This is a genomic window from Ilumatobacter sp., from assembly GCF_039969435.1.
GTDB lineage: Bacteria > Actinomycetota > Acidimicrobiia > Acidimicrobiales > Ilumatobacteraceae > Ilumatobacter_A.
This window is the reverse complement of sequence record NZ_JBDVNU010000030.1, coordinates 144,444-156,324: the sequence shown is the minus strand read 5'-3', so window position 1 is coordinate 156,324 and position 11,881 is coordinate 144,444. Positions and strand designations below refer to the sequence as shown.

Sequence of the window (11,881 nt, the reverse complement as noted above, 5' to 3'; positions counted from 1 at the left end):
CAGCGAATTCGTCGATCGGTCGGGCCGACCGGGTCAGTGACGCTGCTGGACGGTGCGTTGGGAGACCTCGACGAGTTCGCCGGCGCGGATCTCGTAGCTGACGACGTGGTCGACGGAGTGTTGGCCCTGGCGGGCCTTGCCCGTGACGACGTCGAGTCCCGTGCCGTCGACGAGCGGCAGCAGCGCAACGGCGCGGAAGCCCTCGTCGGTACCCGGTGACGATCGCTTGTCCTCGCGCAGCAGCAGGTGCGATTCCCAGATCCACGTGTCGTCGACGCTCACGAACCGGCATCGGTGGCTGGCCTTCGACTTCGACACCATGCCGCCCGGGCACACCACGACGTTGCCTTCGACCCACGGCAACACGCCCAGCCCGTCACGGCCGAAGGCGGTCTCGAAGGCGTTGGCGATGATCGCGTCCTCGTCTCCGCTGCCGACCGCCCGCTCGATCTGCGCCTGACGAACGATCTCGGCCACGTCGTGCAACTCGGAGTCACTCATGTCGCGGATCATCGACAGCAGCGCGTCGGAGAAGAGTGCGTCGGTCTGGTCGCTGCCGTCCATGTGGCCATCATGCCAGCGGGGTACTCCACAGTTGGCCCCATCTACGCGTCGAGTCCCGGCCCGAGCGACCGGAGTCGGCTCGTCGGCTCTGGCGCCCGCCGGCCGTGACGACCGACGGCAACGGCGCGACCGACGATGTTCGCTCCTGGTCGCTCCCGTTGACGTGTCGGGCGGCACGTGGCGTACTCTCGGGGAATGCAGACCAAAGCAGCGATTCTCTGGGAAACCGACACGCCGTGGAGCGTCGAGGACATCGAACTCGACGACCCGGGCCCGGGTGAGGTGCGCGTCAAGCTCGCAGCCTCGGGCATGTGCCACTCCGACGAGCACCTCGTCACCGGCGACCTGCCGTTCGAGCTCCCGATCATCGGCGGCCACGAGGGCGCCGGCGTCATCGAGGCCGTGGGCGAAGGCGTGAGTTGGTTGGCCGTCGGAGACCACGTGGTGTTCGGATTCATCCCGTCCTGCGGCCGGTGCCACAGTTGCTCGACCGGCCACCAGAGCCTGTGCGACCTGGGCGCCGTGCTCGGACTCGGCAAGCAGATCACCGACGGTACGTCGCGCCACCACGCCCAGGGCAAGGACCTCGGTCTGATGTGCCTGCTCGGCACCTTCGCCCATCACACCGTCGTGAACGAGGCGAGCTGCATCAAGATCGACGACGACGTCCCACTCGACAAGGCGTGTCTGCTGGGCTGCGGCGTCGTGACGGGCTGGGGTTCCGCCGTGTACGCCGCCGAGACGAAGCCGGGCGACATCGTCGCCGTCGTGGGGGTCGGTGGCATCGGCGCCAACGCGATCCAGGGAGCGAAGCTCGCCGGAGCGAAGCAGATCTGGGCGATCGACCCGGTCGAGTCGAAGCGCGAGAAGGCGATGGAGTTCGGCGCCACGCACACGGCGGCCTCGATGGCCGAGGCGATGGAGCCGCTCGGCCAGGCGTCGTGGGGCACCATGGCGAACAAGGTCATCATGACCATGGGTGTCGGTCAGGGTGACGTGCTGATCGAGGCGCTGGCCCTGACCGCGAAGCGTGGTCGTGTCGTGGTCACCAACATCCATCCGGCCGCGGAGATGTCGGCGAACGTGAGCCTGCTCGACCTCACGCTGATGGAGAAGCAGGTCGTCGGCTCGCTGTTCGGTTCGGGCAATGCCCGCTCGGACATCCCGAAGCTGATCGGTCTCTACCGTGACGGCCAGCTCGATCTCGACGGACTGGTCACCCAGGAGTACACGCTCGACGGCGTGAACGACGGCTACGACGACATGCGTGCGGGCAAGAACATCCGCGGTGTCATGAAGTACGCCTGATCCCCTGCGATCTCGTGGACGGCGCCTGGCTTCGGCCGGGCGCCGTTCGTCGTTCTCGGCCGTCGGTGGATCCGACGGCGCACCCGACGGAAGGGTGCGCGCCGAGCCGATTCGGAACCGTTGACGAAACACGTGCGATCGACGATGGATGGCCGACGACGTCGTGGCCTACGGTCGCACTCGTGACACCCCGCCTCTCGTCCTCCCGCCGCATGACACGTCGCTCGGTGATCACCGACCTCGGCGCCGGTGGCATCGGAATCATCCTCCTCGGCGCCTGCGCGGGATCGTCGGATTCCGGTGCGGCGTCGACCGATGCCGGCACGACTTCCTCGACGGGATCCACGCCACCGGGCGGGTCGGCCGCCGGTTCGACGACCGACCCCGAGGAGACGAACGGTTCCGGTGGAACGACCTCCGATCAGGACCCGGAGGCGAACCCGGCGGGTCGGTTGCAGTTGCAGCACGTGTCGCTCGGCTTCGTGTCGGCGTACGTCCTGGTGCGCGGCAACGAGGTGGCCATCGTCGACACCGGCACCTCGGGCAGTCGCGATGCGATCCTCGCCGGGCTCGATGCGATGTCGGTGACGCCCGCAATGGTGGGCCACATCGTCCTGACCCACAACCACGGCGATCACGCCGGCGGCCTCGCCGGCCTGGAAGGGGACCTGTCGAACGCGACCGTCTACGCAGGCGCCGCCGACATCGGATCGATCCGGTCGTCGCTCACGCTCACCGAGGTCGACGACGGCGACGAGGTGTTCGGCATGGGCATCATCGGCACCCCGGGACACACTCCCGGAAGCATCTCGCTGTTCGACACCGCCACCGGCATCCTCGTCGCCGGCGACGCGATCAACGGTGACGGGCAGGGTGGCCTCACGGGTGCGAATCCCGACTTCACGCCCGACATGGCCACGGCGAACACGTCCGTCGCCACGTTGGCTGCGTTGATGCCGTCGGTCGCCGCCTTCGGTCACGGCGGCCCACCCGTCACCGACGACGTGGCCGCCAAGCTCGCCGCCCTCGTCTGAATCGACGTGAGGTGCGGCCGGTGAGCCCAGTCGATCACGGCGCGTTCACGGTCGATCCGTAGGTTCCCGTCGAGAGGTCCGAGCAGCGGGCCCACGACATCAGGAGACCTTCATGAGAACCCGAATCACCTTCGCGATCCTCACCGCTGTCGCCCTCACGGCATGTGGCGGGTCGAGCGGCGGAGACGCCGACGGCACCGACGACGAAGCGGGTGATGAAGCCGATGCGGTGGATGACACGGCGAACGACGAGGGGAGCGACGGTGCGCAGAGTGCCGCGCCCGAGGGCGACACCGCACTCGCGGACGATGTGCCGCAGTTCCTCAGCGACCTCGATCGGGTGTGCTCCACCCAGACCGGATTCGGTGGTCTGACCCCGTATTCGGAGGGTCCCGGACCGCATCCGTTCGTGCTGATGCAGGAGTCCGACAGCGGGTTCGTCTTCGAACGCAACCTCACGAATGCTCCGGCGGGGTGGAATGTCCAGACCGACGCCGACTTCGAGAACAGCAGCGAGATCGTTCCGACCGAACTCGTCGTCTGCGCGGTCCGTTCGGGCACGGCGCCGACCGGGATCATGTGCGACCTCGAGGGCGACGACGGCTCGGTCACGACGCTCGAGATCGTCGACGTGACGTACGAGGTGACCATCCACGAGGCCACGACCGGGACGTCGTTGGGGTCCGAGACCGTCGAAGCCGTCGAGGCGGACTGCCCCACCTTCGTGTTCGTCGACGAGGGCGAAACGCAGTACTTCAACGCTCCGACCGAGGAGCAGTACATCAACGTGGTCAAGCCGTTCGTGACGCCCGGGGCGTAGGCCCGCGAGGGCCGCGGCCGATGACTCGCCGACCGGCGGGCACCAGTAGTTTCGGCCCGGTGAAGTCACGTGCAGCGATCATCAGCGGTACCGATCAGGCGTGGGAGGTCGTCGACATCGAAGTCGACGGACCCCGGGCGGGCGAGGTGCTCGTCGAGTGGAAGGCCGCCGGCCTGTGCCACAGCGAGGAACACATGGTCACCGGCGACATGGCGCCGCCCGAAGAGATGTGGGAGTTGGCCGGGATCGAGAACCTGTGGCCGCTGATCGGAGGTCACGAAGGCGCCGGCATCGTCGTCGAGGTCGGGCCGGGCGTGCGCAGCGTGGCCGTCGGCGATCACGTGTCGGCGTCGTTCGTCCCGTCGTGCGGACGTTGCCGGTACTGCTCGACCGGGCGCCAGAACCTGTGTGATTCGAGTGGTGGCACGTTCAAGAAGGGGATGATCACCGACGGGACGAGCCGCCACCGCCTCGGGGACGGCACCGACCTCAACCTGTTCGCCAAGCTCGGCACCTTCTCCCAGTTCTCGTGTGTGGCCGAGGAATCGGTGATCAAGGTCGACGACGACCTCCCGCTCGAAGCGGTGGCGCTCGTGTCGTGCGGTGTGGCCACCGGGTTCGGCTCGGCGACCGAACGCGCCGGCACACAGGCGGGCGACACCGTCGTCGTGGTCGGCATCGGGGGGATCGGCATCAACGCGGTGCAGGGCGCCGCAGCGGCGGGTGCACAACGGGTGATCGCCGTCGACCCGGTCGAGTTCAAGCGTGAGCAGGCGATGGAGATGGGCGCCACCCACACGTACGCGTCGATGGAGGAGGCCTTCCCCGCCGTGCAGGAGATGACGTGGGGGCACATGGCCGAGCGGGTGATCATGACGCCCGGCGTGTTGCACGGCGAGATGATGGCGATGGGCATGGCCCTCGCCGGCAAGGGCGGCACGATCGTCGTCACGGCGATCGCACCGATGACCCAGGGGGAGTCCTCGGTCAACCTGTTCGAACTGGCGATGTGGAACAAGGAGATCAAGGGCACGATCTTCGGTTCGCTCAACCCGCGTGCCGACATCCCGCGGCTGCTGTCGATGTACCGGGCGGGCACGTTGAAGCTCGACGAGCTGATCACCAGGACCTACTCGCTCGACGAGATCAACGAGGGCTATCGGGCGATGCGCGACGGCGAGAACATCCGTGGGGTCGTGCTGCATGCGTGAATTCGAGCCGGTCGCCGACGCCGAGTCGAACGGCGGGCTGCACGCCCTCGTCGAGCGGCTGCGAGGCGACGTTGTCGGGCGAGTGCGCGAGATCGAGTTGACGGTCGCCGCCATCGCATCCGACCGCCACATCGTGATCGAGGGCCCACCCGGGACGGGCAAGTCGACGCTGCTGCGCGCCGTCGCACGCGAACTGGGCATCGGCTTCGAGTTCGTCGAGGGCAACGCCGAGCTCACGCCGGCGCGGGTGGTGGGGCACTTCGACCCGGCTCGAGTGCTCAGCGACGGGTACGACCCCGACGTGTTCGTACCGGGGCCGCTCGCCTCGGCGCTGCGCGACGGGTCGCTGCTCTACATCGAGGAACTCAACCGCGTCCCCGAGGAGACGCTCAACGTGTTGATCACGGTGATGAGCGAACGTGAGATCACCGTCCCGAGACTCGGTCGGCTGGAGGCGGCGCCCGGCTTCCGTCTCGTCGCTGCGATGAATCCGTTCGACGCCGTGGGCACGGCTCGGATCTCCGGTGCGGTCTACGACCGGATGTGTCGGATCGCCGTGAGCTACCAGTCCGTGGCCGACGAGGTCATGATCGTGCAGCGCGCCGTCGCGACCGGACCCGATGGCGCACGGCCCGGTTCGAACGGCGTCGCGGACGGGCTGGTGTCACCGGACTGGGTCGCGCTGGTCGTCGACCTGGTGCGGGCGACACGCGAGCACCCCGACGTGCGCGTCGGCTCGTCGATCCGCGGTGCGATCGACATGGTGTTCGTCGCAGGTTCGTTGGCCGAGTTGCGAGGCGTCGACATCGGCTCTCCGAGCGCGTCGCTCGACGCAGCGCTCGTGGCGCTGTCGGGTCGGATCCGGGTGCGTGAGGGCACGACGCGGACGCCCGAGCAGATCGTGACCGAGTTGTGGGAGTCCGTCTTCGGGCGGAGTTCGGCGGAGAGCGACGGTGGCGACGAGGGAAAAGCTGGAGCCCCGATCGGGGCCACGAGCTCCCCCTGAAGTCGCCTCCGGCGAAGGAGGGTGACGCGGCCGACGACGAAGTCGCTTCAGCACGTCGCAAGACGACGTCGCGTCGAGAACTGGCGCAGCAGCCGAACTTCGAGGAGGTGTCGCCCGAGGTCGGCGAGCTCGACGAAGCGGCCGTCGAGGAGGCGATGGGCGACGATCCCGACGAGATGCTCGCCATGCTCGCCGACCTCACCGGAGCCACCGACCCGGTGCTGCGTGAGCTCGCCCGACGACTCGCCGGGCGTCTGTTCCTCGACGTGGCGCGGCGCGGCCCGACGCGCCCGCGTGGCACCGGCAAGCTCCGCACGCAGCGCTACCGCCCGGACGTGGGCGACCTCGACGTCGACGCCAGCCTCGATGCGATCGTCACGGCACGCGCCTCGGCGTCGGCGGTCGACCCCGACGATCTGCGGGTGACGGCGTGGGCCAAGCCCGGCACCGCGATCTGCCTCCTCGTCGACCGCAGCGGTTCGATGGGAGGCAAGCCGCTCGCCACGAATGCGGTCGCCGCATCGGCCGTGGCCTGGCGGGCACCCGACGACTACTCGGTGCTCACGTTCGGCAAGGACGTCGTGGCGGCCAAGTCGCAGGACGTGGCCAAGTCGAACGAGGGAGTGGTCGACTCCGTCCTGGCGTTGCGCGGATTCGGAACGACGGACGTGGCAGGCGCGCTGATGGCGGCGCGGGACCAGTTGTCGCGCTCGACCGCGGGCCGCAAGGTCGCCGTGTTGCTGTCCGACTGCCGGTCGACGGTCGACGGCGATGCGATCGCAGCGGCAGGTGGGCTCGACGAGTTGGTGATCATCGCCCCCGAGTCGGACAGCGAGGAGGCCGAGGCTCTCGCTGCGGCCGTCGGGGCCAGGATCACGACCGTGTCCGGTCCGTCCGACGCCGCCGAAGCACTCACCCGCGTTCTCGACTGAACCCTGTCGAACGGTGTCAGACAACGTTTGACAGACGCTCGGGCGTCAGCCGCAGGAGACGTCGCCGTCAGGGAAGTACCCCAGCGGGTTCTCCTCGACGTCGACCTCGGGGATCGCCTCGAACGGCACGGCTTCGTCGGGCACGGAGTCGTCGACGATCGTGGCGGTGGTCGGCGTCGTGGTCGTCGTCGTGTCCGGGTCGACGACCGGGACCGTCGTGCTCGGAGCCGTGGTCTCGCCGTCGGGCAATTCGTCCTCCGTGGCCGTGTTCACGTCGGCACTCTGCTCGGGCCGCTCCGCCAGGGTGACCTCGCCGCGGAACAGCGCCAGGACGGCCTGCATGTTGTCGCCACCGAGTTGCGGCTCGAGCACCGAGTTGCCCTGGATCGTCGTGCCCCGTGCCTCGACCTGATACGTCGTGATGTCGGCCGGGTCGGAGTTGGCGAGCACACCGGACAGTTCGAGGATCTTCTCCGGTGTGAGCCCGGCGTCGGTGACGATGTACTGGCGGCTGACGTCGAGCAGCGACCGCACGACGCTCGGCGAGAAGGCGTTCGCGATCAGTTGGTCACCGACACGGCGGATGAAGTCCTGCTGTCGTGTGATGCGCCCGAGGTCGGAGGTGCCGTCACGCTTCCACGTCTGCGTCCCGGGATCGAAGTACTCGAGCTTGCGGCTGCGCACGTAGGCCAGCGCGTGTTCGCCGCTGAACGTGAAGCACCCGTCGACGATGGACTCCGGGGGCACGGCGAGGCCGGTGTTGCCGTCGCGCACGCCGGTCGCGAACGGAACGGCGACGCCGCCGACGGCGTCGACGAGTTCCTTGAACGCGCAGAAGTCGACCTGGACGAAGTGGTCGGTCTCGATCCCGAAGTTCTGCTGGATCGTGTTGATCAGGCGCTGCGGATCGTCGCGGGTGTACGCCGCGTTGATCCGGTCCTTGCTGGACCTCCCGTCGATCCTCAGCCAGAGGTCGCGAGGGAACGAGAGGACGGCGACCTGCTTGGTGGCGGGGTTGACCCGCCACATCATGATCGTGTCGGATCGCTCGCCGATGTTCTCGCGGTCACCGAACGCCGGGGCGTACGGCGAATCGGGGTCGAGGCAGGCGTTGTTGTCGGCACCGGTGATGAGGATGTTGCGCGCGCCGGGTTCGGCAGGCGGGAAGGTCTCGACGGGTTGCGGATCGTCGGTCGCCGCCGTCACCGGAGCGCCGTCGGCCGCTGCTGCGGCATCGTCACCCGTGTCACCCGTCGTCGGTCCATCCGGTGCGTTGCCGGTGTCGACCTCGAGGGAGTCGAGCTGCACGATGACGCGGTCCTCGAGTTGCCGCTGGACGAACCAGGCACTCGCCGACGCACCGAAACTGCCGACCGCAGCGACGCCGAGAACGGCGATGACGAGGCGTTGCGGCCACGTCCGCTTCAGCTTCGGGCGGTCGTCGTCGAGTTCGACCTTCGGTTTCGAGGTCGCAGATCTCGACGAGCGGGATGTCCAGGCCATGAAGCAGAAGACGATACCGAGTGCAGCGGCATGGTTCCCGTCGGGTCCGTCATCGACGGACCCGGAGGCACGGTTCAGCCGAGGACGACGACCTTCGTCCCGACGCCGGCCCAGTTCCACATCCAGATCGCATCGGAGGTGGCCTGTCGGACGCAGCCGTCGGACAGCGGCTGACCGAGTTGGGAGATCGACTGGACCGGCTGGCCGTACTTCTTCGGGATCTCGTGGAAGCCGATGTTGCCGCCGTTGCAGCCCTTCGTGAAGCGGATCATGTAGCCCCACTTGATGACGGGGTTCTGGATCGAGTTGGTGTAGCGCGATCGGGAATACACGGTGTACGTGCCCGGGTACGGGTCGCAGTACTTGAGCTTGCCCGAGATGCGGTGGGTCTTGAGCACCTCACCCGAGTCGGACACGGCCCACACCCGCTGCTGGGACTTGGAGTACACGGCGCGACGCCCGGTGCCGGACCCGGCCGGAAGCGCATCGGGCGGCGGAGGTGGGGGCAGTGTGGTCGTGGTCGTCGTGGGTGGGGGAGGCGGGGTCTGGGTCTGGACGGTCGTGCCCGGTCGTGAGGCTGGAACGGCGTCGTCGACGTCGGCCGGGTTGCCGAGCGCTTCGGTGGTCGTCGTGTCGGCGATCACCGGCAGCGCCGGGGCTGCGGTGGAGTCGGGCGCGTCGTCCACCGCGAACGTGGTCGTTCCGATCGACAGGACCGAAGCGACCGCCACCGCGACCGCACCGACTCGGGTGCGAAAGTTCCCAACGCTCGTCCGCATGGGCGACGACGCTAGCGGATCGAGCGTGTCGATCGTCACCCAATTGCAAACTACACGAGTGTAATCGAAAACGATCCGAACGGCAACCGTATGGGCGACATCCGACTCGGATGGTCGTGGTCGAACCGGTGTCGGATCAGCCCGCGCCGGTCGACGCGATGACGACGTCGCAGGTCAGTGAGTCGCCGGCACCGCCCTCGACGATCGTGATCTCGGCGATCGAGCCGGCGGCCGCGAGATCGGCCCGGCCGGCTTCGAGTGCGGCACGGAGCGCACCGGGCGCCGTGATCGTCACGGAATCGACATCGGCGCGTTGGCTGACCTTGGCTTCGGACTTGGCGCGACGCACGAGCGTCAGTGCATCGATCGCAGCGTCGATGAGTGCTGCGTCGCCGTCGAGCCCGACGGGCAGCGGCCACGACTGTGCGTGGACGCTCGACTCGTTCCACCAGTTCCAGGCCTCCTCGGTGGCGAAGGGGAGGATCGGGGCGAACAGCCGTTGGATCGACGAGAGTGCCTCGCGCAGCGCTCGTCGTGCCGATGCCGCTGCGTCGGGGCCCATGGCCTCGTAGGCGCGGTTCTTGACCAGCTCGACGTAGTTGTCGCAGAACCACCAGAAGAACGACTCGGTCCGCTCCAGGGCGCGGGCGTAGTCGAAGTTGTCGTAGCCCGTGCTCGCCTCGACGATCACGGCGTCGAGTTTCGCCAGCATCGACCGGTCGATCGGATCGGTGACCGTGAGCGCGAGCGATGCGTCCATGTCCACGCCGCTGCCGTCGTCGGGCTCGACGGACAGGACGAACTTGGACACGTTGAGCAGTTTGTTGGCCAGCTTGCGGCCGACCTTCATCTGGTCCTCGCTGAACGTCGTGTCCACACCTGGTCGCCCGGAGGCCGACCAGTAGCGAACGGCGTCCGTGCCGAACTGCTCGAGCATCCCCTCGGGGGTCTGCGCGTTGCCGGTCGACTTGCCCATCTTCTTGCGGTCGGGGTCGAGGATCCAACCCGACAGAGCGGCGTGCTTCCACGGTGCCACGTCGAACTCGTGATGGCTGCGTGTCATGGTCGAGAACAGCCAGGTGCGGATGATGTCGTGGCCCTGTGGCCGCATGTCGAACGGGAAGACCCGATCGAACAGGTCGGCGCCCGCCTCTTCCCACAGTCCGGCGATCTCCGGGGTGAGCGACGACGTGGCCCACGTGTCGAAGATGTCGGGGTCGCCGGCGAACCCGCCCGGCTGATCGCGCTGGTCGGCGGTGAAACCGTCGGGCACGTCCGTCGACGGATCGATCGGGAGGATCGACTCGTCGGGCACCAGCGGGGTGTCGTACATCGGCTCGCCGGCGTCGTCGAGTCGGTACCACACCGGGATGGGAACGCCGAAGAAGCGCTGGCGCGACACGAGCCAGTCGCTGTTCAGGCCTTCGACCCAGTTCTCGTAGCGGTGGCGCATGTGCTCGGGGTGCCACGTGACGTCACCACTGCGGCCCACCAGCGCGGCACGCAGGTCGGTGTCCTTGCCGCCGTTGCGGATGTACCACTGGCGAGACGTGACCACTTCGAGCGGGCGTTCGCCCCGCTCGTAGAACTTCACGTCGTGGTCGATCGTGCGGATGTCGCCGATCAGTTCGCCCGACTCGGTCAGCGCGTCGACGACGATCTTCTGGGCCTGGTTCGGATACTTGCCGACGATCTCGGCGTATGCGGTGGCGTCGACGCCCGCTGGCGTGTCGGGCAGGATGCGGCCGTCGCGGCCGATGATCACGCGCATGTCGAGGGCGAGTTCGCGCCACCACGTGACGTCGGTGGTGTCGCCGAACGTACAGATCATCGCGATGCCGGTGCCCTTGTCGGGCTGCGCGAGTTCGTGGGCGCGCACCTCGACTTCCTGGCCGTAGATCGGCACTCTCACCGTGGTGCCGAAGTGGGGCTGGAAGCGTTCGTCGTCAGGGTGCGCCACCAGTGCCACGCACGCAGCGAGCAACTCGGGGCGGGTGGTGTCGATCTCGATCGAACCCGACCCGTCCGACTTGGCGAACGCGATCTTGTGATACGCGCCCGGCCGGTTCCGGTCGACGATCTCGGCTTGAGCGACAGCGGTGCGGAAGTCGATGTCCCACAGTGTCGGTGCCTCCTGCGTGTAGGCCTCGCCGCGTGCGACGTTGCGGAGGAACGCGCGCTGGCTGACGCGACGCGAACGTTCGTCGATCGTGGCGTACTTCAGCGACCAGTCGACGCTGAGGCCGAGTCGACGGAACAGGCGCTCGAACAGTTCCTCGTCGATCTCGACGAGTTCGTCGCACAGTTCCAGGAAGTTCGGGCGCGAGACGGGGATCGCCTGGTGCTTCTTGGGCGGGTCACCGCGGAACGGCGGCTCGAATCCTGCCTCGTAGGGCACCGATGGATCGCACCGGACGCCGTAGTACGCCTGCACGCGACGCTCGGTGGGCAAGCCGTTGTCGTCCCAGCCCATCGGGTAGAAGACCGACTTGCCCGCCATTCGCTGGTACCGGGCGATGGTGTCGGTGTGGGTGTAGCTGAACACGTGGCCGACGTGCAGCGAACCGCTGACCGTGGGCGGCGGCGTGTCGATGGAGAAGACGTCCGCTCGGACCGCCGTGGCGTCGAAGTCGTAGGTGCCGTCGGTGTCCCACCGTGCGGCCCAGCGGTCCTCGATGCCGTCGAGTGTCGGCCGGTCCGGAATGTTCGTCATACGGTTCGGAG

Annotated in this window: 10 protein-coding genes; 6 read left to right on the top strand and 4 right to left on the bottom strand. The window is 68.0% G+C overall.

The window, feature by feature from the left end; translation table 11 throughout:
• Window positions 1-33: 33 nt before the first annotated feature.
• Window positions 34-564, bottom strand: coding sequence for a hypothetical protein (locus tag ABJK40_RS15615; protein WP_348479824.1), 531 nt, complete (start codon window positions 562-564; stop codon window positions 34-36).
• A 195-nt stretch (window positions 565-759) separates the two neighbouring features.
• Between ABJK40_RS15615 and ABJK40_RS15610 the strand changes: the two genes are divergently transcribed.
• The 6 genes from ABJK40_RS15610 to ABJK40_RS15585 all read left to right on the top strand — a co-directional run bounded on the left by ABJK40_RS15610 (window position 760) and on the right by ABJK40_RS15585 (window position 6,875).
• Window positions 760-1,872: an NDMA-dependent alcohol dehydrogenase gene (locus ABJK40_RS15610; protein WP_348479825.1), complete on the top strand. Its 1,113-nt coding sequence runs from the start codon at window positions 760-762 to the stop codon at window positions 1,870-1,872.
• Window positions 1,873-2,054: 182 nt separating this feature from the next.
• A complete protein-coding gene (locus ABJK40_RS15605) occupies window positions 2,055-2,906 on the top strand; it encodes an MBL fold metallo-hydrolase (RefSeq protein WP_348479826.1) in 852 nt (283 codons plus the stop codon).
• 112 nt (window positions 2,907-3,018) lie between these two features.
• Window positions 3,019-3,726: a hypothetical protein gene (locus ABJK40_RS15600; RefSeq protein WP_348479827.1), complete on the top strand. Its 708-nt coding sequence runs from the start codon at window positions 3,019-3,021 to the stop codon at window positions 3,724-3,726.
• A gap of 59 nt (window positions 3,727-3,785) precedes the next feature.
• Window positions 3,786-4,937, top strand: coding sequence for an NDMA-dependent alcohol dehydrogenase (locus ABJK40_RS15595; protein ID WP_348479828.1), 1,152 nt, complete (start codon window positions 3,786-3,788; stop codon window positions 4,935-4,937).
• Entirely contained in the window at window positions 4,930-5,943 is a 1,014-nt protein-coding gene (locus tag ABJK40_RS15590) for a MoxR family ATPase (protein WP_348479829.1), read from the top strand. The genes ABJK40_RS15595 and ABJK40_RS15590 overlap by 8 nt, the downstream gene beginning before the upstream one ends.
• Window positions 5,944-6,050: 107 nt before the next feature.
• Window positions 6,051-6,875, top strand: a complete 825-nt coding sequence (locus ABJK40_RS15585; RefSeq protein WP_348479830.1) for a vWA domain-containing protein — start codon at window positions 6,051-6,053, stop codon at window positions 6,873-6,875.
• A gap of 45 nt (window positions 6,876-6,920) precedes the next feature.
• Here the strand turns inward: ABJK40_RS15585 and ABJK40_RS15580 are convergent, their stop codons facing one another.
• The 3 genes from ABJK40_RS15580 to valS form a co-directional block, all read right to left on the bottom strand.
• On the bottom strand, window positions 6,921-8,378 hold the full coding sequence (locus ABJK40_RS15580) for an LCP family protein (protein WP_348479831.1): 1,458 nt from the start codon (window positions 8,376-8,378) through the stop codon (window positions 6,921-6,923).
• Window positions 8,379-8,452: 74 nt separating this feature from the next.
• Window positions 8,453-9,157, bottom strand: coding sequence for a L,D-transpeptidase (locus ABJK40_RS15575; protein WP_348479832.1), 705 nt, complete (start codon window positions 9,155-9,157; stop codon window positions 8,453-8,455).
• Between the two features lie 136 nt (window positions 9,158-9,293).
• Window positions 9,294-11,870: a valine--tRNA ligase gene (valS, locus tag ABJK40_RS15570; RefSeq protein ID WP_348479833.1), complete on the bottom strand. Its 2,577-nt coding sequence runs from the start codon at window positions 11,868-11,870 to the stop codon at window positions 9,294-9,296.
• Window positions 11,871-11,881: the final 11 nt, after the last annotated feature.